15 protein-coding genes and 1 tRNA gene are annotated in these 22,594 nt (G+C 62.0%); 7 read left to right on the top strand and 9 right to left on the bottom strand.

Annotated elements, in window-relative coordinates; translation table 11 throughout:
- The 4 genes from QQS38_RS15215 to QQS38_RS15200 all read right to left on the bottom strand — a co-directional run.
- On the bottom strand, positions 1-297 hold a 297-nt coding region (locus QQS38_RS15215; protein ID WP_479646193.1), incomplete at its 3' end, for a site-specific integrase.
- Positions 298-1,218: 921 nt separating this feature from the next.
- Positions 1,219-1,305 (bottom strand) — tRNA-Leu (locus QQS38_RS15210).
- A 67-nt stretch (positions 1,306-1,372) separates the two neighbouring features.
- Complete coding sequence (locus QQS38_RS15205) at positions 1,373-3,130, bottom strand: ShlB/FhaC/HecB family hemolysin secretion/activation protein (protein WP_479646192.1); 1,758 nt, start codon at positions 3,128-3,130, stop codon at positions 1,373-1,375.
- A 60-nt stretch (positions 3,131-3,190) separates the two neighbouring features.
- Positions 3,191-3,724: an acyltransferase gene (locus QQS38_RS15200; RefSeq protein WP_479646191.1), complete on the bottom strand. Its 534-nt coding sequence runs from the start codon at positions 3,722-3,724 to the stop codon at positions 3,191-3,193.
- Between the two features lie 761 nt (positions 3,725-4,485).
- Between QQS38_RS15200 and QQS38_RS15195 the strand changes: the two genes are divergently transcribed.
- A complete protein-coding gene (locus tag QQS38_RS15195) occupies positions 4,486-6,051 on the top strand; it encodes a hypothetical protein (protein WP_479646190.1) in 1,566 nt (521 codons plus the stop codon).
- Between the two features lie 106 nt (positions 6,052-6,157).
- Here the strand turns inward: QQS38_RS15195 and QQS38_RS15190 are convergent, their stop codons facing one another.
- From QQS38_RS15190 to QQS38_RS15175, 4 genes are all read right to left on the bottom strand, one after another.
- A complete protein-coding gene (locus QQS38_RS15190) occupies positions 6,158-7,471 on the bottom strand; it encodes an O-antigen ligase family protein (protein WP_479646189.1) in 1,314 nt (437 codons plus the stop codon).
- A 17-nt stretch (positions 7,472-7,488) separates the two neighbouring features.
- Positions 7,489-8,673: a polysaccharide biosynthesis/export family protein gene (locus tag QQS38_RS15185; protein WP_479646188.1), complete on the bottom strand. Its 1,185-nt coding sequence runs from the start codon at positions 8,671-8,673 to the stop codon at positions 7,489-7,491.
- Between the two features lie 32 nt (positions 8,674-8,705).
- A complete protein-coding gene (locus QQS38_RS15180) occupies positions 8,706-10,088 on the bottom strand; it encodes an undecaprenyl-phosphate glucose phosphotransferase (RefSeq protein ID WP_479646187.1) in 1,383 nt (460 codons plus the stop codon).
- A 190-nt stretch (positions 10,089-10,278) separates the two neighbouring features.
- The gene (locus QQS38_RS15175) at positions 10,279-11,187 is read right to left on the bottom strand and encodes a helix-turn-helix domain-containing protein (RefSeq protein WP_479646186.1); all 909 of its coding nucleotides are present in this window, start codon (positions 11,185-11,187) and stop codon (positions 10,279-10,281) included.
- Positions 11,188-11,765: 578 nt separating this feature from the next.
- On the opposite strand from QQS38_RS15175, the gene QQS38_RS15170 reads away from it, so the two are divergent.
- The 6 genes from QQS38_RS15170 to QQS38_RS15145 all read left to right on the top strand — a co-directional run bounded on the left by QQS38_RS15170 (position 11,766) and on the right by QQS38_RS15145 (position 19,702).
- Positions 11,766-13,298 carry a mannose-1-phosphate guanylyltransferase/mannose-6-phosphate isomerase gene (locus QQS38_RS15170; RefSeq protein WP_479646185.1) on the top strand — a complete coding sequence of 511 codons (1,533 nt, stop codon included), beginning with the start codon at positions 11,766-11,768 and terminating at the stop codon, positions 13,296-13,298.
- An 84-nt stretch (positions 13,299-13,382) separates the two neighbouring features.
- Positions 13,383-13,556, top strand: coding sequence for a hypothetical protein (locus tag QQS38_RS15165; protein ID WP_277426830.1), 174 nt, complete (start codon positions 13,383-13,385; stop codon positions 13,554-13,556).
- 46 nt (positions 13,557-13,602) lie between these two features.
- Complete coding sequence (locus QQS38_RS15160; protein WP_479646184.1) at positions 13,603-15,924, top strand: polysaccharide biosynthesis tyrosine autokinase; 2,322 nt, start codon at positions 13,603-13,605, stop codon at positions 15,922-15,924.
- Positions 15,925-15,979: 55 nt separating this feature from the next.
- On the top strand, positions 15,980-17,110 hold the full coding sequence (locus QQS38_RS15155) for a glycosyltransferase family 4 protein (protein ID WP_479646183.1): 1,131 nt from the start codon (positions 15,980-15,982) through the stop codon (positions 17,108-17,110).
- A gap of 27 nt (positions 17,111-17,137) precedes the next feature.
- Positions 17,138-18,571, top strand: coding sequence for a hypothetical protein (locus QQS38_RS15150; protein WP_479646182.1), 1,434 nt, complete (start codon positions 17,138-17,140; stop codon positions 18,569-18,571).
- 60 nt (positions 18,572-18,631) lie between these two features.
- Positions 18,632-19,702 carry an ATP-grasp fold amidoligase family protein gene (locus QQS38_RS15145; protein WP_479646181.1) on the top strand — a complete coding sequence of 357 codons (1,071 nt, stop codon included), beginning with the start codon at positions 18,632-18,634 and terminating at the stop codon, positions 19,700-19,702.
- A 452-nt stretch (positions 19,703-20,154) separates the two neighbouring features.
- Here QQS38_RS15145 and QQS38_RS15140 read toward each other — a convergent pair whose 3' ends face one another.
- Complete coding sequence (locus QQS38_RS15140; protein WP_479646180.1) at positions 20,155-22,497, bottom strand: beta strand repeat-containing protein; 2,343 nt, start codon at positions 22,495-22,497, stop codon at positions 20,155-20,157.
- Positions 22,498-22,594: the final 97 nt, after the last annotated feature.

The raw sequence follows: 22,594 nt of genomic DNA, 5'->3' as shown, positions 1-22,594 counted from the left end.
CACGGGCTGCATCCGCGCCATCAGTTCCGGCTCGCGGAGCGTGATCTCGAAGAAGAACTTCAGTCCGGTGATCGCGGCGTTCAGCGAAATCGGTGACGTGCCGTGATCGACCAGATGCAGTTGGTAGCCGCGCAGGTCCTCGACGGTGGCGGTATCAGGTGAGCGCCCGAGGTATCGGGCAAACTCGCGCACGATGCGCAGATAGTTGGCCTGCGTCTTGGGCGAAAGCTGGCGCATGCGCATGTCGTCAATCATGCGCTGACGCAGTGGGCTGACGGCTGGTTGGGCGGAGGTCATGATTCGGCTCCTGCTGAAGAACGAGGCGGATTGCCTCATTCGCCAACATAAAACCGCGTGACCGGCTTCGCTCTGACCTCCAGCGTCGGGCCGGAGCCCCTACCGCGGGAGCGGTTTCGTTCTTCGGCCAGTTTGAGTCATTCACCAGGGTCTGCTTTTGGTGTCCCGGACGAGAGCGATATCCACCTATCTAGGCTTGCTAAACTGGCACAAACCAGCTGGATCCCCACTCCATGAATCCTCTCAACCGTAACCGTCCGCTGACTGCATCCGAGATGTCGCTCGCTCGTTGGATGCTCGAGCATGGCGAGCCACATGCACGAGAGTTTCTCGAACAACTCGCGGCGGCAGAGGTAACGCCGTGGCGCTGTCCTTGCGGCTGTGGATCCATCAATTTCCAAATCAGGGGCTGCGAGCCCGCCCCACCGGGCGTACACATTCTTGGGGACTTTCTTTTCGGCCCAGAGAATGAGCCGGCCGGGATATTCATTTTTGAGAGCGCCGGTTTGCTCAGTGGTATCGAAGTCTATGGCCTCGCCGGCGATGCTCCTAGAGAACTGCCCCCAGAAGATGCGCTTCGGCCCTTCGGCCCTAGTGGCAGCGGGTCATCGTAGGTCGCTAACAAGTAGGCAGGTAGTCCACGCGTCGCGTGCAACTCGACTGACCGCTCTGTGGTAGCAGATATGAGATCCGCTATTTCCGATTCGGGTCGTGAAGACTCATTCGACGGCGATAAGAGCGGCCATTCGTCGTTGCCGGTTTGCGAACGTGGTCAAAGAAGTCAGGGCTCGGTCACACTCGCGCGACCCGGCTGCGCTTGCAAGCGCAGCCTTTCGGTCCCCACGTAAGATGCGCAGGCACCTTGCTTCCCGGGCGCAGAAATGAAAAAAGGCCAGCTAAAGCTGACCTTTTTAAAAAACTTGGTGCCCAGGAGAGGACTCGAACCTCCACGATGTTGCCACCGCTAGGACCTGAACCTAGTGCGTCTACCAATTCCGCCACCTGGGCTCGCTTTGAGCGAAGGCGCTATTCTAGCCACTTCGGCGTATCTGTCAACAATGCGCCCCAAAAATTTTCAACTCCCGATCACCACGAACACCTGCGCCACCGGCGCCTTCGAGCCGCCCGGTCCAGCCGCCCGCAACGGCTGTCCATAAGTCACGCGCGCATTCACGAAGCGCGACCACTGAAACCGTAACCCAACCCCCACGCTGGACAGCATGCCCGCCTGCACTTCCGCAGGCTGATCGATCTTGTTCCAAACATGCCCCGCATCGACGAACAAAAACGGCTGAAACGCCGGCCCGCTATCGCCGAAAAACGCCAGGGCAGGCGTGCGCAATTCCGTTTGGACATCCCAGCCACGATCGCCTTGGACACTGTACGGCGCATACCCACGCAGGGTATCGTCGCCGCCAAGCCCCATCTCCTCGCTAGGCAATAGCGTATTCGGCGTCCATTGGAATCGCCCACGTGCGGATAAGCTAAATCCCACGCCAATCGTCAAATCGCGTTGCGCCAGCAATTGCATATACCCATAGCGCGCCGTCGCGCCATTGCGCGTAGTCTGAAACGCATCGTCATTATTATCCCCATCCAGATGACCGGGGCTGCCGACCAGAGCAACGTTCGCATGCGTTTGTCCCAACGAATCGTTTTTCGTCGCATCGTATGCGATCAAAAATTGATGCACGTGCGTATTGGCATTGAAGACCTGTACGCCGCCGAATTCCAAGTCGTTATTCGAGCGCTTGAAGTCATAGCCGAGCTGCAACTGTTGCTGCCATCCGTCCAACAGTGGCAAATACCGATCGTAACGTGCGCTGAACTGCGCCGAAACACCCGTCTGGTTGAAGCTGTTATCCAGCCGCGGCGTGCTCTGCGCGTACACCCCGAAGAATTCGACGCGATCGAACCAAGGCAGCGGCGCCGAATAGCTGAACGAGTGCGCCTGGAAGCGGGGCCGATTCGGTCGGCCTTCGATCGATGGGTTGCCACCCAGTAAATCGTTGCTCGCCGTGTATTGGTAGGCGAGCTGCTGATCGAGCCCAAATAGGTTGCCGTAATCGAAGCCCGCAAAAAAACGATCTCTGCCCAGCTGTTGCACGCCGGCATTGTCGTAGCCTGCGTTGACGCGAAACGGGAAGCGATCTTGGGTTTGCAGGATCACGTCGGTCGCATTCGTGCCCTCGCCAGGCGCATACACCACATCGACGCGTCGATACGGATTGGCGTTCAGCAGCGTCAGGCCTGTGGACACATCCGACTCGGTGACGGAGCCGCCGCTTTGCAACGGCATCTCGCGCAGCAGTTGCGCGTCCGAAAAATAACGATTGCCGCGCACCATGACGCGTCCGACATGAAATTCGGCTACGGCGATGCGCACGACGCCATCGCTGACGTCCTGCTCGGGCACGTACACATCGACGAGCGGCTGGCCTGCCGCGCGGAACCGTTCGATCACGGCGCGGCGAATTTGCGCGAGCCGCGCAAATGTCAGCGGCTTGCCGATATCGTCCGCGAACTGCGCAAGAAAGGTATCGTCCAGCACGGGCAAGCCCACGGCTGCTACTGGCTTGCCTTCCGGCAATGCTCGCGAGCGCACGAGTACATGACCGTCATCCTTGACGAATGCGATGCCGCGCAGCGTCGCAATGGCCACTTGCTGCGAGTCCGACGTCGGTCCAGGCGGCCGGGGAGGGGAGGTCGGCCGGGTAGGCGCCGGGGGCGGGCTGGGCGCCACGTCTCGATAGGATTGGGCGCCGGCCGCGGTGCAAACGAGCGCGAGCGCCGCGCCGGTCCAACGCAGTTTGCTGCCGACTCGGCGGCTCATATGCGAGGTTGCTGCGTCATGTCGGGTCCCCGTTGCGCGGCGCCTTCGATTTGCCAATCGCTACGCGCGCGCGATGTCCTTGATTTTACGTGCAGGCACGCCACCCACTACCGTGTAGGCCGCCACATCCTTGGTGACGACCGCACCCGCGGCCACCACGGCCGCTTCGTGGATGGTGACCCCGGGCAATATCGTTGCGCCCGCACCGATCCAAACCTTGTCTTCAACTCGGATCTCATGATGATCGAGGCCGCGGCCCACCTCGGGCGCGAAGACGATATCGTGCGTGGCCGTTTCGAACGATACCCGTGGCCCGATTTGCACGTCGGCCCCGATCGCGATGCGGCTGTTGCGGCAGGCAAGCCGCGTGTCGAAATTCAGGTAGGCGCGATCGCCGATCGAAATGCCTCGGATCGTTTCCTCGTTCAAACTCAGCTCGACATTGAGCGGGCCGATGATCGTCACGTTCGCGCCGATCGTCATGCCCGCGGCGCGGTACAGGGCAGGCCGGATGCGGTTGAACGGGCCGTAGGTTGGCATGGCATTGCCGAGACTGATGAAAAAGTGTCGTTTGAAAGCCGTCAGGAGCTTCATCGGTTCGCCCACGGGAAGGCGCGTCGCGCCACAACACTCCACAGTACCGCGCCCGCGGCGTTCCGTCCCTAATCTGGCGCATAGAGCAGTGCTTTTGTCGCAAATCCGGGCAGTGCCCGGATCAATTGCCGTTTTCGCAATGCGAGGCACCCGTTCTCCAAGCGTTTCGGCATTTCCTCGTATCGGCCGAAATCGTCATGCGGCGGCAGAAACGCAAAAATTAAATTAGGGTCGTTATCCGAATAAAGAACCGGGTTAATCGTTAATCGCCCGTAATAACTTCCGAAATTCCTACAAACTTTTTGCGCAAATTAGGGATTCCCCTAGTGTGGTATCGGTAACAAATAGCCGACTAGCCGTCACACTTTGATACAAAAATACGCACTTCGGGAAATTTGCCCGTAGAGCGTTTTTCATGCCTGTTATGTCGGATGAATCCTACAGAACTTGCTGACGCCCTACGCGATCTTCCTCCTGCGCTGATTTCGCCAGCCCGCGCGTTCCCCGATACTTCGCATCAACGAGTTGCAGCCGCTTTCCGCCAGAACGCGATTGTGCACGCCGGGCGGGCCTGAACAGCGGACCCTCCCAGGAAGCGATGCCCGAGGTTGTGACCCGAAGCTGTCCTGTTAGTTAGGACTGCTAACTAAATAGTTGTAGAGCATTGGTTTGGGAAAGCCCCGTTTCGCTTCGAGATGCCGCTGCCCCGCCTTCCACACGTTCCGCTCGGGCCTGTCTCGATGCATTTGAGGGTTTGAAAGATGAAACGACGTCAATTTCTCGGCTGCCTCACCGCAGCGGCAAGCAGCTACGCTCTCGTTGCCTGTGGCGGCGGCGGTTCCGGCTCCAGCTTGGGCGGCAGTGCGGGAACGGGTGCGGTGGTGAACGCAAGCTCGACGTCGACCTCGGCGGCTTCGCCGGACGGCACTACCGTGCCCTCGGCAACCTCTATCGTGGACAACAGCGCAAACGTTTGGACACTGTCGAATGGTTATATTTACAAAAACGGCACCAAGGACCCGTACTCGTACAACGTGATCATGCTGCTCTGGTACGGCGGCTACGTGTACCAGGAGAACACCAGCAAGGCGTTCTACAAGTGGACCGGCACGACTTGGACGCAATGCCTCGACCCGCGCTTGGGGGGCACGTCCGCGGACGGCACGACGATCCCTCCTGCCTCGTACATCATCGACAAGCAGAACAACCAGTGGACGCTCTCGGGCGGCTACATCTATAAAAGCGGTGTGAAAGATCCGTACTCGTACAACGTGAGCTTGCTGCTCTGGTACGGCGGCATGATTTATCAGCAGGGAACGGGCGGTCAGTTTTACGTGAAGACGTGGATGAACACCTGGGTGCCTTGCCGCGACCCTCGCGTGAACTTGGCGGCAACGGCCGGTTCCTTCTACGGCATCAACGGCCACTACGACTATCCGTTCACGCCCACCCAAGTCGTCACTGCGTTGCAAGCCCTCGGCTGCACCACGTATCGCGTGGGCTGCATCAACAAGTCGACGCAATTGAACCCGCTCATCGCGCTGGCCAGGCAGTTCCAGACGGCGAACATGACGCTCTTCACGCTCCTCGACTACGGTCTGCGCGATTCCACCGGGACGCTCTACACGAGCGAGTCGGCTGCTTACAGCGCCGCCTACTCGGGCGCAGCGGCGGTTGCCACCGCGCTGTCGCCGTACGGCGTCACGATGTACGAATGCGGCAACGAACTGACGCGCGACCCGGCGATCATCCTCAATTCGGCGACGGCGGGCACGAACAAGACCGACTTCAACAACGCGAATTGGCCGATCATGCGCGGGGCGATCCGCGGGATGATCGACGGTATCAAGTCGGTGCAGCCGGGCGCGAAGGTTGGGGTGAACTTCTGCGTGGCCGATATCGCGGCCTCGGACATGTTGTGGGACGGCCAGCAGCCCGACGGTACGGGCGGCCACCCGACGGTGCGCTGGGACATCACGACGTGGCACAACTACTCGCCCTACGGCGACATTTTCAACATCGGCACGGATGGCGCCGGCCCTGGCTTCAACTTGCCGGCGTACTGCAAGGCCCGCTACGGTGTTCCGTTCATGATCACCGAGTGGAATGCGGCGCCCGAGCAAAATGAGACCCAGCGCTCGAGCTATGTCACGACACAACTCGGCGAGTTCTATGCGGCGCGTAAGACTCAAGGGCTGCAGTCGGTGATGTACTACGAGCTGACGAGCGGCGATTACACCTACGGCATCGTGCTCGACGACCTCACGCCGATCCAGCCGACATACGGTACGTTCCAAACGTTCGTGCAGAACAACCCGGACAACTGATCATTCGCTGCAATCGCCCCGAGGGCGAATGAAAAAGCTCGAAGCGGAGGCGCAATGCGCCGAGGCTTCGAGCCTTTTGCTTACCGTGTGTGGATATCCGCCGCCGTCAGCGCCCCGTATTGGGCGAGGGCACCACGCCGGACACGCGTGGGTCGCGCACGCGGGCGGGCCGACGCGCGGCAGCCGCGGGCGCAACCGGACTGGGGCGCCGCGTGAAGGCCGGATACGTTTGCCGCACGCGCGATGCGAGCAGCAAGGAGATGACGAGCGCAATCGGCAGCATGTTCGAGGGCGTGGTCAAGCGGTGCTCCGTGGCGGACATCGCCAGCAGGCAGACCGAGCCCAATTCGATGAAACGATACGCCACGAAATTGCGGCCGTTTTCGCGTACCGAGGCCCAAGCGCCTGTTTGGCACCAGGCGATGAGACGCCAGTAAAAGGTAATCATCAGCAAGAGGCCGATCACGCCGAGTTCCGCGAGGATGTTCAAGAACGAGTTGTGAGCGTGCGAATCGCTATGGTTCGCCGTCACGCCCACCGCTTGTCCGAAGAATCCAAAATAATGGACCACATAGGCGATCTGATCGTCGAACGAGCCGAACCCCATGCCGAAGATCGGGCTTTGGCGGAAATAAGACAGCGCGCGCGGCCACAGCCACTCATAGCGGATGTTGAGATTGGCCACCTTCTCGTCGGGATTGGAGATGTTGAACTGATAGCCCATGTAATCGACCGAGCCTTGCGTGTGCAGGTACGCAATGAACAGCGATGCGGCAATGAGACCGCCCATGAGCGAGGCGAGCATCCAACGTTTGCGCCCGAAGTATAGATAGGGCAGCAGCACCAAGATGCCGAACGCCGATCCGCGGCTATAGGTCGAGAACAACATCAGCGCATTGACGCCCATCAACGCGAGCATGCCGCGGCTTCGCCTCATCGAATAGCAGGCGATACCGAGACACAGGAGCACAGCCAGGAATCCGCCCGCCGCATTACGCGCGATGAAGTAGCTGCCGAACGTGTCGGACGGGTGGCGGAAAATCGTCAACAGCCCGTTCTGCGCGACATACCAGAGGTAATACGGGATGTTGACGAGCACAGCAAAGGTATAAAAACGGCGCAAAACCTTGTTCAGATCCCAGCGGTGCATGTAGACGCAACCGGCCAGAATCGGCGCATAGGAAACGAAAAAGTTGCCGTCGTGACGATAAAAATCGAATTCGGTGAACGATTGCGGGTTGTAGTAGAGCGTGGAAAGCAAGGCGAACGCCGCGAAGGTCACGAGCGGTGCGATGAACGACGGGTAGCGGCGTCCGAAGAAGCGCCACCCGCACAGCACCATCGGCGCGAAGCCGATCGCGCTGATTGGGACGAAGTTCGTCACGCTGAAAATCAGCGCGATCAAGGAGACGTAGGCCACGCTCGCTTTCCCTCGGCTTATTTGGTCACGATCGCTGCCGTCAAGCCGGCGTTGAGCGCGGGCAACAGCAGGCTCAACACGCGGTTGAAGCGGACGAGCGGGCCATTGTCGACGTACACCACATCCTTGGGCTGCAGGTTGAACTGATTGGCGAGCAGCATCGAGACCGGGGAGCTCGAATCCAAGTGATAGACGAGCGGCTTGCCGTTCTCTTCGCGAATCACGTACAACTGCCTCGCATTGGACGTGCCCTGGTTGATGAAGCCGGCTTGACTCAGCGCCTCGGCGAGCGTGAGCTTGCCGTCGGCGGTGGGCGTGGCGGCGATCGGCTTGGCCACTTCGCCCATTACGTAAGCCGTGTTGTCGTCGCGCGTGCTCACGCGCAGCATGTCGCCGGGCTGCAGCATGATGTCTTGCGGATTCTTGCCGAGCGCAATCATCTGCGTGAGATTGATCGGGTAGGACGTGCCGTTGCGCGTGATGGTCAAATGCGCCCGATCGGCGTTCGCGGTAAAGCCGCCCGCACGGTTCACGGCTTCGGTCAACGTCATCGGAATATCGTTGATCGATTCGCCGCCAGGGGCGCGCACTTCGCCGTCGACGTACACCTGCGCCGACCGGTACGACGCCACGCGAACGGTCACCTGCGGCTCGCGGAACTGCTTGGCTAGATCGGACCTAACATCGCGCCGTACCTGCTCGACGGTCTTGCCGGCCGCGTGAATCGGGTGCGACAGGTAGGGGAAGTCGAGGTTGCCTTGGCCGTCGACGACGAAACCCTGGCCGGGATCGCTCGTTTTCGACGTTTGCGTTTGCTGACCGAGTGCGGCCGCGAGTTCGGGGTGATCCCACACGGTGATCTGCAGCACGTCGCCTGGGCCGAGCTTGTACGGGCCGGGCTTGGCGAACAAGTCGAGCTGATTGGCGATTTGCATTTGGCTCGCGCTGCCTTGAAGCTGTTTGATCAGGTTCAAGTCGATCGGCTGAATCGGAATCTGCTCCGCGGTTTGCACCGCGCCGTCGGGTGTCGACGAAACGGGCAGAGAAGGGGGCGTCTCCATATGCTGACCGGGAACGATCGAGCACGCGGCGAGCAGCGTCGACAGCGCGGTGAGGGCCGTCGTGCAGCTTCTGACGGCGCGCGCGCGCGTCGCATTGCCGTTACTTGCGTTCGGGTCGAGCAATCGTATTGAGTTTTTCATTGTTCGCACTCCATGCTTCAGTAGGCGTTGCTTCAGTACGCATTGGTATGACGTAGGCCCTTGAAGATCGTCGCCAAGATGATCCGCATGTCGAGCCGGAAGGACCAATTGCGTAGGTAATAAAGATCGTGGGCGACGCGCTGCTCCATTTTTTCCACTCGCTCCGTTTCGCCGCGGAAACCGTTGACCTGCGCCCAGCCCGTGATGCCTGGTTTGACGCGGTAGCGATGGATATAGCCCTGTACGATCGGTTGATAAAGATTGTCGTGCTCGATGGCGTGGGGGCGCGGTCCCACGACCGACATTTCGCCTTTCAACACGTTGATGAACTGCGGGAGCTCGTCCATGCTGGTGCGTCGTAGGAAAGCGCCCACGCGCGTCACCCGCGGGTCGCCGCGCTTGGCCTGCTCGAGCACGCCGTCCTTCGCTTGATGCACGCGCATCGAGCGGAATTTGTAGATTTCGAACACTCGCCCATCCACGCCTTTGCGGCGCTGCTTGAAGAACACCGGCCCCTCCGAGCTGAGCTTGACCGCGATGGCGATCGCGATCATGACGGGCGCCAACGCAATCAACGCCGCGGCTGCGAACAAGCGATCGAACAGTTCCTTCTTGATGAGCGCGCTCGGCGGCACCGGCGACGCAATCAGGTTGATCGTCGGCAGTCCCAACAAATTCGTCACGCTTCCTTCGAACAGGGACAACATGCGCACGTCGGGCATGAAGCGAATGTTGATCAGATCGTTGCGGAATTCGTTGACGACGTCCATGATCGCGGCGTCTTCAGCCAACGGCAGCGCGAGCCAGAGTTCGTCCAGCTCTTGTTCGCGCACGAATGCAGCGAACGCGGCGCGATCGTCGTACACCGGGATCTCGGGGTGCGCGATCGGCGTGCCGCCCGAATTGATGTTGTAGATCGCCGCGGCGCGAAAACCGGTGGTGGGGGACGTTTCGATCTTCCGGATCAGGTCGTCGCAATGCGCGCCGCACCCTACGATCGCCACCTGATGCAAGTTCATGCCGGCCGTGCGCATGCGGGCGAGCACCGCGTGCATCCACAGCCTGCCCCCGATCATGACGGCGCCGGAGATGACGGTCCAATAGCCGAACCACAGCCGCGACACCAGGTTGACCATGTGCAACGAGAACATGAGCGCCATCGCGCCTACCTGAACCAGCGCCCAGGCCAATGCGATTTGCCGCACGAGCGCGCGCTTGGAGCGGCCGCGCCATGACTCGTAGACGCCGAACGACGGAAACACGACCAGCGACAAAGCAGCCGAGAAGGCGACGAAAGCCCAGTAAAGCCGCGCGTCGGCCACGCCTTCGAATCGCAGTTGCGATGCGATCAGGGCGCCCAGCGCGATGATGCCGACGTCGAATACGCGCGCCCAAAGATCTTGCAGTCCTCGCATTTCTTCACTCCTAGTCGTTGTTCGTTCGTTCGTCCGCAATCGCATGCCACGCTCTTGGCGTTGCGCTCGCGAAGCCGTTCACGCTCGCCACGAGTCGATCGACGATGCGATAGGTAAGAAAAGCCCCAAACGTGTCCTCCCGAGCAATGACGCGCGCCCTAGGCGGCCCGATGCCACGGCGCCGCGCCCGTCACTGACTCAATGCGTGTTTCCGATAGACGGTGGGCGATACGCCGTACCGTTTTCTGAATAGGCGTCCCAAGCGATCGCCGTTGCCCATGCCGCAGCGCCGGGCAATCTTGTCGACGGGCAACTTGGTGCCGACGAGCATGGCGCAGATCGCTTCGAATCTGAGCTGCATCAAGTACTCGAGCGGCGTGACCCCGAACTCGCTTTTGAAGCGCCGCAAATAATTACGAACGCTCATGGCCGCGACGGCGGCGGCGTCCGACACGGAAATGTCGCTGCCGAAGTTCTCGCGCATCCAGCGCGTCGACTCGTGGATCTTATCGACGGTAGTGTTCAGGTTCGGCGTCTCGCTGCGCGCTTTCACGACTTCTCCGACTGACGGCGGCAGGCTGCTCGCGATGCGCAGCGACATGTCTTCGCCGTGATCGGAGGCGATCTGCGTCAGCGCCATTTGCGCGGCTTTTTGGTTCAGCGCCCACGCCGGCATCGAGCCCGAGCCGATCCAAAACACCGGCACGTTCGGCCGAGCGTGCCCCATGCCCACGCCGAACGCGGACGCATGCCGCGCCGCGGCCGCATGAGCGGGCGAGCCGGGCCCGGAAAGCCAGCGCGCGAGTTGCACGTCGAAGCCCGATGTCACACGCACGTCGTTACTTGCGACGTATAACGCGTGAAAGTCCCCCACCGAATAGGAGTCCAGACGCTGCGTCATGACGGCGATCGAGGACGAACTCGTCACCGGGCCGCCGAGCTTGGAGAGCAACGACACCCGGTAAGGAGGTTGATTGCTCGAGAAGCGCATCAAGGCGTTGGCCAATTGAAAGACTTCGCTGATCACCCCCGTCGTGAACAGGCAGTGACCGTCGAAGATGAGGATCCCAATATGGCGCGCGTCTGCTAGCGAGGTCATTTCTCGCCGCATGACGTGCGGTGTAGTAAAGACAGTGGCGCGATCCACGAAGCATTCCTCCCGCATGGTGAACACGATGAGTGTTGCGGTGCATCATCGTAATCATCATGATGCCATGTCGATTTTTGGAGAAAAACCTGGCAAAAATAGCCGTGTATTTGGCGCGAGCGGTCGGGTCGGAGAAGTTTAATCGCTGAAGTATTTTTTATATTTTTGTTATAAAAATTTACAAACTCGGTTTTTTTTCGTGCACCCCTTCGGCATTGTTGGGGTCAGGGCTGGCGGCCTTCCGCGGGCGGTCTCGGTAAAAAATATCGGGCTTTAATCAGAAATATTGTCATTTCGCATAATTGCACCGATCTGTCATTTACCGATCTTAAGCCTTCGGGTATTTGTAATGTTTGTCGGGCTTCACCCAAATCCGCCAACACATCGGCCTTTTGCGACCTTCGGGATTACGCATGAACTTGTCTCGCTATGCTTCACAGCAACATGAGCCGAAGCGGTCGGTGACGCGCTCTTTTTGCGCAACGCTCGCCGCTTCTTCATGCATCCGGACCCATTAGGAGAACAAGCAGATGAGTACTCCTGTCGAAACGAGGGAGCGACCGCGTAAGGTCGGGGCGGTGACGCAATTGCGCGCGCCGCACACCCTGGCGCCACAGTCGGCGCTGCGCACGCGGGCCGTCGTGCTCGCGGGCGGCTCAGGCACCCGGCTTTGGCCGCTCTCGCGCAAGCATTTCCCCAAGCAACTCGTCGATGTGCTCGGCGCAGGCTCGCTTCTGCAAATGACGGTGCAGAGGCTGCAGCGGCTCGCCGATGTGCAATTGCAGATCGACGACACCCCGATCATCGTCTGCGGCTCCGAGCACCGCGCCATCAGTGCCCAGCAGATGGAGCAACTCGGGGTGGGCGCGCAGTTCATCATCGAGCCGACCGGGCGCAACACGGCCCCTGCGCTCTCGCTCGCGGCCATGCATGCGCTCGCGGACGGCAACGACGCCGTGCTCGTCGTGATGCCCGCCGACCATATGATCGGCGACGTGGCGGCATTCCAGCGCGCCGTCGCCGTGGCCGCGCGTCATGCCGAGCGCGGTGCGATCGTCACGCTCGGGATTCGGCCCACGCGCGCCGAAACCGGCTACGGTTACATCGAACCGGGCGACGAGATCGGCGATGCCCGCAAAATTGCCCGTTTCGTCGAAAAGCCGCCGCTCGAAGTGGCGCGTTCCTACCTTGCCTCGGGCAAATACTTCTGGAACAGCGGCATCTTCGTATTGCGTGCGAGCGTTTGGCTCTCGACGTTGCAGCAGATGCAACCGGAGACGTTCGCGGCTTGCGCTGCCGCCTACGAAGCAGGAGAGGATAGCGCAACTGGCTACAAGCCGAACGAACAGCTGTTCGCGGACGTGCCCTCCGATTCGATCGACTACGCCGTGATGGAAAACCTCGCGCGCGGCGGCGGCGTCGAGGGCGTGGTCGTTCAGCTCGATGCGGCATGGTCCGATTTGGGCTCGTGGGATTCGGTGTGGGATGCCCTCGGCAAGGATGCGAGCGGCAACGTCGCGTCGGGCCGCGTGCTGATGGAGGACGCGCAATCGTGCTACGTGCGCGCCGAAAGCCGGCTCGTGACCTGCGTGGGCGTGTCCGATCTCGTCGTCGTCGAAACCGCGGATGCCGTGCTCGTCGTCGATCGCTCCCGGGTGCAGGACGTCAAACGCATCGTCGGGCGCATCGCCGATCAGCAGGGGCCGGAGGTCGACGCCCATCGGAAGGTGCAGCGACCGTGGGGCTGCTACGACTCGATCGACAAGGGCGAGCGTTTTCAGGTTAAGCACATCGTGGTCGAGGCCGGGGCGCAATTGTCGCTGCAGCTTCACCATCATCGCGCCGAGCATTGGATCGTCGTACGCGGCACGGCTCTCGTCACGCGCGGCGAAGAGCAGTTCCTGCTCGGAGAAAATCAATCGACGTATATTCCGCTCGGCGTCAAGCATCGGCTCGAAAACCCCGGAAAGGTGCCGCTCGAATTGATCGAAGTTCAATCGGGCGCCTATCTCGGCGAGGACGACATCGTCCGCTTCGAGGATGTCTACGGACGCGCCAGCTGATGGCGGCGGCCGCGCGCAGCGATTGCGAGCGGCCGCGGCGTTTGCCGGCGGAGCATACGTGGCAACCGTTTTTGAACTCGATCCATGAACGTTTATGACGCTGCGCTGGAGCATGTCCGCAACTCGATCGGGACGGCGGAAGTGCTGGGACTGAAGTCCTGCGCGATCCTCGTCTCCGATCTGAAGCTCTTGCTCGAGGTGCTGGAAGAGGCGGTGCGCAACCAGCAACCGGGTTCGCAACAACAGAAGGCGCAATGAAAGCGGACGCGATCCACACAACGCTACATTTTCGAGGACGACGCCAGTGAACGATTTGGCTCTCAACTCTCTCTACGTGCAAACAGGAGGCGAACGCAGCCAACTGTCTGCACGCGACCTATTAAAGCTGCTGCGCGATCACATCTTCGAGGTGCTCGGCGTGGCGCTGGCCGTGACGGCGCTCGCCGTGGCCTACCTGTTCATCGCGACGCCCGAGTACGAGGCCGATGTGCTCGTGCGGGTCGACCCGCCCGAACCGAACGCGCTCGGCATTTCCTCGCAGGGGCAGCAGTTCGCGCCGCCCGCGCCGTCGCCGTCGGCCGAAATCGCGATCATGCAGAGCCGCTCCGTGCTCGAGCCGATCATCAACCGGTATCGCTTCGACGTGACCATCACGCCGAAGACGCTGCCGGTCATCGGCAACCTGGTGCAAAAGCTCGCGAAGCCGGGGCACCCGGCCGGCGCGTGGTTCGGCATGGGTTCGTATGCGTGGGGTGGCGAGAAGGTGCATATCGGCCAACTCGACGTGCCGCCGTCGCTCGAGGAGCGCAAGCTGACGCTGACCGCGCTCGATGGCGGCCGGTACGAGCTGCGCGGCCCGGGCGGCGAAGCGATTTTGACCGGCCAAATCGGCACGCTCGCACGTTCGAGCGATGGTGTGTCGATGCTGGTGACCGAGCTTGCGGCGCGCCCCGGCACGCAGTTCGAAGTGAAGCACTGGGCCATGCTCGATGCGATCAAGCGATTCACCAAGGACTTGAAGGTAAGCGACAAGGTCAAGGACACGGGCCTCGTCGAAATCACGTATTCGGATCGTCATCCCGAGAAAGCCGCGGAAGTGGCCAACGCCATCTCGCAGCAGTACATGATGACCGCCGTTGCCGCGAAGCAGCGCAACGACAGTTCGACCTTGGCGTTCATCAACAAGGAACTGCCGCGTCTGCATGCCGAGTTGGAAAAAGCCGAGCAAGCGTTGTCGAGCTATCAGACGACGGCCCAATCGATGCAGCCGACGAGCGAAGCCCAAGCGTACTTGCAAGGCGGTATCGACTTCGATCGCCGCATCGCCGATTTGCAGATCCAACGCACGCAATTGCTCGACCGCTACACGCCCGATAGCCGGTGGGTGCGTAACATCGACGAGCAATTGAGCCAACTGCGCGCGCAGAAGGGCGCGTTCGACACGCGCTTCGCGGCGATGCCGTCTTCCGAGCGCAAGAACGTCGACCTCACGCGCGACGCCAAAGTGGCGGAGCAGGTCTACCTCGGCATGATGCAAAAGGCAGAAGAATTGTCCGTGCGTCGCGCCAGCACGACCGGCGGCGCGCATATCGTCGACGCAGCGGCGGTGCCGTTCCGTCCTGTCAAGCCCGATCCGCTGATCGTGCTGCCCGGCGGTGTCGTGCTCGGTTTGTTGCTTGGCGTGTCGACGGTTTTCGTGCGTCGCCACGTGCTGATGGGCGTGACCGATCCGCTGTTCGTCGAGGCGCGCCTGGGCGTGCCGTTGATGGGCGAAGTGCTGTACAGCCAGCAGCAAGCGCGCCTGGACCAAGAGATCGGCGCGCTGCAGCGGCGCTCTCTGTCCTCGCGCAGTGCGGTGCCCGGCCTGCCGGCGCGCGTGCAAAACGCCGTGCCGGCGGACGGACGCGTGGTCGCAACGGGCGGGGGAGTATCGAAGGTGCTCGCCGATCGTTACCCCGACGATCCGTCGATCGAGGCATTGCGCAGCGTGCGCACTTCGCTCTCGCTCGACTTGGCCCATGCGCCCAACAACATCGTCATGATGGCGGGGCCGACGCCGTCTGCCGGCAAGAGCTTCGTCGCGGCCAACATGGCGGTGTTGCACGCCGAAGTCGGATCGCGCGTGCTGCTGATCGACGCCGATATGCGCGCCGGTCACTTGGCCTACTACTTCGGCCAGCCCAATCGCGGCGGCCTTTCCGAAGTGCTCAAGGGGGCGATGCAGCCGCACGAAGCGTTGCGCCGCACGAGCGTTGAAGGGTTGACGTTGCTTTCCTGCGGCAGCCGCATCGCGAACCCCGCGGCGCTTTTGATGCGCCACAACTTCCGCGAGTTGCTGCAGCGGTTCTCGCAAGAATTCGATCTCGTCATCGTCGACACGCCGCCGTTCCTGGTCGTGACCGATGCCGCCATCATTGCGGGCGACGCGGGCGCCACCGTGCTGGTGCTGCGCTCGGGCATGCAAAGCGAGGAGGAGATCGCGGAAACGATTCGCAAGCTCGAACGCTCGGAAGCACGCGTCACGGGCGCGGTGTTCAACGCGATCCCCCTTTCGCGCAGCCATCGCTACTACGGCTATTACGGCTCGGGCGACGACACGGAACCGATGTTCGACGCGACGGCGTGATGTCGAAGGCCGCGTTTTGCGCGCGGCCTCATCGACTCGTTTTTTCGGGAGCACTATGCGCCTCGTAGTCAATGGTAAGTTCACCGCGCAGCGCTTGACGGGCGTGCAGCGGGTGGCTTACGAACTGTTGCGCGCCGTACGCACCAACTACGCAGCGGCGGACGAAATAGAAGTAGCGGTACCCAAGAATGCGATCGAATCGGCATCGCCCATCGAGCGGTTGCGGCAAGTGCCTTGGCTCAAGGGCGATTTGTGGGAGCAGATCGCTTTGCCGCTCGCCACGCGGGGCGAGTTGTTGCTGAGCCTGTGCAACAGCGGGCCCGTGTTCAAGCGCCGCCACGTCGTGATGGTGCACGACATGGCCGTCTACGATACCCCGCACACCTTTTCCTGGCTCTTTCGCACTTGGTATCGCGTCAAGTTCGCGCTGCTGATACGGCATGCGCCGATCCTGTTGACCGTGTCGGCGTTTTCGAAAGCGCGCATTTGCGAGTTGCTCGGCGCCGAAGTGTCGCGCGTGCGGGTAGTGCGCCCCGCCGTGGACCATTTCGGCCGCATCGTTGCCGATTCCTCGATCGTCGATCGGCTCGCGCTGCGCGATGTGAAGTATTGCGTCATCGTGGGCAGTTTGGATCCGCGCAAGAACCTGCAACGCGTGTTGGCAGCCGTCGAGCGGCTCGGGCATTTGCGCGACGTGAAATTCGTCGTGGTCGGCGGTGCCAACTCGCGGGTGTTCGCCCAGGCCGGATTAGCCTCGCCCCAGGTGGGTGCGTCTTCCGGATCGGGCGCGCAGATCGTGCGTGCGGGCTACGTGTCGGACGGCGAATTGAAAGCGCTTTACGAGCATGCCGCCTGCCTTGCATTTCCTTCGTTGTACGAAGGATTCGGCCTGCCTCCGCTCGAAGCGATGTATTGCGGCTGCCCGGCGATCGTTTCGCCGCATCCGGCGCTGACCGAGGCGTGCGGCGATGCGGCGATGTACTGCGACCCGCATTCGGTCGACGACATCGCGCGCAAGATCGAGAGCCTGTTGACGGACGACGCGTTGCGCGCCGTGTACCGAGAAAAAGGCCTGGCGCATGCGCACGCCCGCGGTTGGGAGAGCGCGGCGCAGGAGTTGATCAAGATTCTGAGGGGAGAGACTTATGAAACGGAGCCTGCGATTGCCGTTAGCTCGGCCGCATAGCCCGCGCCTAGCGAAAGGAACCGGCGCATGACCGATCGCTTCGAATTTTCGCAGCGGCGGCGCGCGCTGCTGGCGGCGCTGGCGGCAAGCGGTGCGATGCCGAGCATGGGCGCGTTTGCCGCACAGCTCGTGCCCCGTGCGGGCTCATCGAGCGGCGGCGAACGTCGCATCACGCAGTTGATCGGTGCGAACGGCTGGGCGGAAACCTCCTCGAACATCGCCATGTGGAAGGAGATGGGCATCAGTTGGGGACGCGATTCGGTCGGGCCGGGGCAGCGCAACTCGCCGGACGATCCGATCAGGGTCGAGAAGACCGGGGCGGCATTCGATCACGATCTCGCGCCAGCCATCTTGCAGAACAACCGCAACGGCATTCATTCCTTGCTGCTGCTCGGTTATACGCCGAAGTGGAACGCGTCGGTCGACGGCGACAGCCGCTCCGCGCCGAAGGACGACAGCGTCTGGCAGCGCTATGTCGAAACGGTCGTGCGCACCTATGTCGCGCCGCCCTATAACGTGCGTCATTTTCAGATCTGGAACGAAGCGGCGGGCAAACTGACGGGCGGCTCGCCGCAAGCGACGTTTTGGCACGGCAAGAACTTCAGCGCGCATCGCGAGCAGGCGCGGCCGTACGATCGCGCGATGGAGGATTACGTCGAACTCGTGCACATCCCGGCCGCGCGCATCGTGCGCAAATACGGCGGCTATGTCGTGTATGGGGGATGGCCCGATCAAGGCGGCTTGGACAACTACATCAGGTGGCTCGAGTATCGCAGCCCCGAGGCCAATGCGCGCATGATCGATTGGGTCGACTATCTCGACACGCACTACCTGGGCGTCGATGCGCTCACGCCGCTCTACGAGCGCTATGTCGCTCGCGGCGCCGCCCGGGGCATTTGGCAGACGGAAATCGGCGATCGCTACATGACCGATCCGCACTATCTGCCGATGTATTTCTTCAAGTTCGCGGTGTGGGCGCTTGCGCACGGATGGAACGATCCGAACCAGTACGTTTCGATGGTGTACCACTGGGACGGGTTCGAGCCGTACCGTCTCACGCATCGCGGCAATCCGCGCACTTACAACGTCTCGGGCAAATCGCTGGTCGTGCTGAACAAAACCGTCGGCGGCGCGCTCGAGCGCTTTGGCGGCCAACTCGCTTTCGGCCCGGATGCGGCGGGGCTCGCATTGCGCTCGGGCGGTGATCTCGTGATTCAAGTGCGCGCCGCGCCGGGCCCCCGAACGGTAGAGGTAAGCGGCTGGTCCGGCGCGCAATCGGAGCGCCTCGGCGTGGCGATGATCGACGCCCTGACGGGCGAGGCGGCCGATGCGAGCGCGATTGCGGCGCGCTCGAGCGCGCAAGGATTGTCGATTGGATTTCGAATTCCGGAGACGGTTAACGGAGCGGGACATGGCGCACCCCAGCACCTCGCTTATCTCGTCGTGACGCAACGCGCATGACGACGGCGAGCGCAGCTCGGATCGATAAGAGACACGCGCCGAGTTACAAGGAGGATCGAAGTGAACAAGGCGGATGCGGTACGGCGCCCCAACGGTGTCGCCGCGGGCCTTCATGCGGTGGCCCGTAGCGGGCGGGGCGAAACGGATAGCGCAGCGTCCCCTGCGCACGGCGGTTCGAATTCGCATGGGCATCACGGCGCATCGGCGCAGGCGGGTACGACGTTGCACGAGGCGTTCAAGGTCCTTTGGCACGGCGCGAAGTGGTTGTTGTCGGATCGCATGTTCATGCGAATTCAGCATCGGCGGTTGATCGGGCGCTGGCCGAAGATGAGGCGCCCGGTTGCTTACAACGAATCGATCTTGCTGCGCTGCTTGCACCCCGACATGCGATGGGTTGCCCTGACCGATAAGCTCACCGTACGTGCATACGTGCGGCAAAAAGTGGGAGAGGCGCATTTGATCCCGCTCATCGCGGCGCCCGAGCGATTCACTCGTGAGGTATTCGAAGCGTTGCCGGACGCATTCGTCATGAAAGCGAATCATGGTTGCGCGTTCGTGAAGGTCGTGCGCGAGAAGTCGCAGACTTCGTTCGAAGAATTGAATGCACTCGCCGAAAAGTGGTTGTCGATCGACTTTTCGCGTAGCTCGCGCGAGCGGCATTATCGCTTCATCAAACCGCGGCTTTACTTCGAGCAACTGCTGCTCGACGAAACCGGAAAAATCCCCTCGGATTTGAAGCTCCATATTTTCGGCGGCCGCCCCGAGGGACCGCGCATCTACACGATGGTGGTAGCCGATCGCTTCGGCGATGTGCACGGCGATCTGTACGACGAGCATTGGAACCGGATGAACGTGAGTTTCGGCCCGTACACACCGAGCGCGGCCTCCGTGCCGCGGCCGCGCAATTGGCCGGAGATCGAGCGCGTGGCCAAACGGCTCGCCGAGGATTTCGCTTATGTCCGCGTGGATCTCTATTCGGTGGGCGACAAGGTGTATTTCGGCGAGTTGACGTTCACGCCGGGCGCGGGCGTATTGCGCTTCACGCCGGATAGCCTCGACTACGAGTGGGGGCGCCTGCTCGAGGAATCGATCGAAGGGTTCGAGCGGATGCGCCGCGCCGGCTGCGCGTGAAGCGAGGGTGCTCGGGCCGCCCGTCGTGTCGCACGAAAGCGCTCACAAAAGCGCTCACAAAAGCGCCAATTATTCGTGGTTTCGTGCCCCCTTGAAATATACATGGAATTTTCCCGGATAATCTCAATCAGGCATATCGCGAGATGATGCCATCAAAGGAACGACCCGCTCGGCGGGGCTGGAATTCGAGCGGAGTCGCTTCATTGAAATTGCGTTGCGCAGTCAACGATTAATTAATCAACGTAATGGAGGCAAGTAATGCCACTCTTTATCTATTTCATCGCGGCCGTGTTTAGCGTCGGCGCGCTGACTGCTTCGCTGTCGAACGGAGCGGTCGGACCGGCGCATTTCGTTTGTATCGCGCACTGAGGAGACGGTAGCATCGCGCGCTACGTCGCGCGCGGCGTCCTCGCACGAGGCGCTCGCGTGGACGTAGCGCGTTTTTCTTCGCGTTATTGCGCGAGTTGCCAGTTCAGCACCGGATGCATCGCGCCGGCCGGCATCGCCCATGCACCTCCCGGGCCGAAGTTCCAAGCCGCGAAGCTAGCGGGATCGCTCATTTGCGCTGTAGTGAGGCCGTTCGCTGCGGGCACGCCGTCGCCGCCGTTCGGTTGGCCCGTCGTCTCCTTGTTCCAGTAGACCGACGTGATGGCGCCGGTATTGACGTAGGCCACACCGGCTGCAGAGAAGGTATTCACCACGCCCGTATCGAACGACTCGTCGATCGTCCCTTCGTTGGAATAGACGAGGCCTGCGCCGCCCCGGCTGCCTTGCGCCTTGCCGGTTGCGTAGGACTGAGAAATGAGCCCGGTGTTATCACCGACGAGCCCGCCCGGCGCCACATGGACGGGACCGGTTACGTCGCCGGTCGCATAGGATTGAACGATGGAACCGTTATTGCGGCCTACGAGGCCGCCGGCCAACCCCTGCGTGTCGGAACTGACGCCGCTCCACGAGCGGGTGATGACGCCGTCGTTCTGACCGACGAGGCCGCCCGTGGTGGTTTGGTCTTCGTTGGCGGCGTATAGGAAGCCGGTCGCGTAACTGTGCGTGACGACGCCTTGATTGTCGCCCACGAGGATGCCGGTTGCGGCGTCGTCATAACTGGCGTGGCTGTTGGTCACGCCGATGTTGCGCACGACGCCGGTCTTGCCCACGACCCCGAACAAGCCCGTCGGTTGCCAGAAGGCTTGCTGCTCGAGCGCCAGGCGGTCGATCGTATGTCCCATGCCATCGAACTGGCCCGTGAACGCGGCGCTCGTATTGCCGAGCGGCGCAAATGTCGCGCCGGCCGCGTCGATGTCTTTGCCGAGCGCGTAGGCGCCGGCCAAATCGAGCGAGACGTTTTGCAAATCGCCGAGCGAATCGACGAGCTTGTATGCCGTGATTTGCGACGGCAATCCGCTGTAGGGCGTGGCCGCCCAGCCTGGATTGGCGAGCAGCGTGCCGGGTGCATAGGCGCCGTTCATGTCGTACAGCGCGCTCACTACGCCCGTGCTGCCCGACCAGTCCACTGTGCCGTGATTGAGCACGCTGCCTGCGTTATCCGATCCCGATGCGTCCGCGCGCAGGTTCAAGGCGCCGTTGCCTTGGTTCTTGATCGTTGCGCCCGCATCGATCACGACGTTGTGCTGCGCATTCAGCGCCAAGCCGGCCGACCCTTGCCAGCGCAGATCGGCGCCCACCTCGAGATCGCCGGCATTGCCCGATGCGCCGGTCGTGGTCAAGTTGACGGCGGTGCCCGCGTTCAAGCTGCGCGACAGTACGCTCGCCGCTTGCGTATCGACCGTGAACGAAGGGGTCGTCAAGTTCCAGGTGCCGGCGGTCACGGTCGGCGCGCCACACGTATCGCAAAGCGAGAGCGTGCGTGCGGCCGTGTCGACGCCGCCGCCGTTGCCGTCGGCATTCTTCGCGGCGATCGCGCCGCCGATGACGACGTTGCCACGATCGGCGACTAGCCATACGTGGCCATCGCGCGTGGACGTGCCCGTCGCGCGGATGGGGTTGTGTGCGCCGGCGAGCGCGAACACGTTCCCATCGGCCGCTTGCAAATTGATTTGGGCCGCGGCAATGGCGCCGGTATCGAACACCGTGCCGCCGCTGCCTGCTTGCACGAAGACTTGTCGACCGGTGGCCGAGTCTTGCAACAGGACTTGCTGACCGGCGGCGAGTTCGACGGCGCTTTTGGGCGCGTTGATCGAACCGGTATTGACCACTTCATTGCCCGAAATGAGAACGACGTCGCCGCCGCTCGATCCGATTTTGCCGAAGTTGACGACTCGGGCACGCGATTTGCCTGCGAAGGTGAGGGGGCCGCCTTGCATGAAGGCGGCGTTCGAGGTGTCGAGGGTCGAAGCGAGGAAGCGGCCGCCTGTGGTCACGACGCCCGTCGATCCCACCACGACGCCTTGAGGATTGACGAGGTAGACGCTGCCCGTTGCGGATAGCGTGCCGAACAGATTCGAAGCGCTCGTGCCGGTGACGCGGTTGAGCGTCGCGCCCGAACCGTTGTTGAATACGACATGGTTGCCGCTGCCGATGGAGAAGCTGTTCCAATCGATGACGCCGCGGGTCGTGGTCTGGTTGACGGTCAACGAGCCAGTGCCGGAAGCGATGGAACCGGCGCCCGAGACGAAACTGCCGCCGCCCGGCAATGCGCCCGCATGCGCTCGCGCGATGCAAAGGGAAAAGATGCCGAGGGCGATGGGCTTGAGCAGCAAGCGCGTGCGGCGGGCATGGCGAGTGCGGCGGGCATGGCGAGTGCCCGGGCGCACGATCGAGACCGTGTCATTCATGTGAGGAACCCCGTGAGTGGTTGGCCGCGCTATTGTGCTGTTCCGCATTGGTGCGAGGGAGCAACAACTGTCAACCTAATCGGTCAAGACCACGGAA

It is taken from the genome of Trinickia sp. Z7 (assembly GCF_056498045.1).
This window is presented reverse-complemented; position numbering and strand designations above follow the sequence as displayed.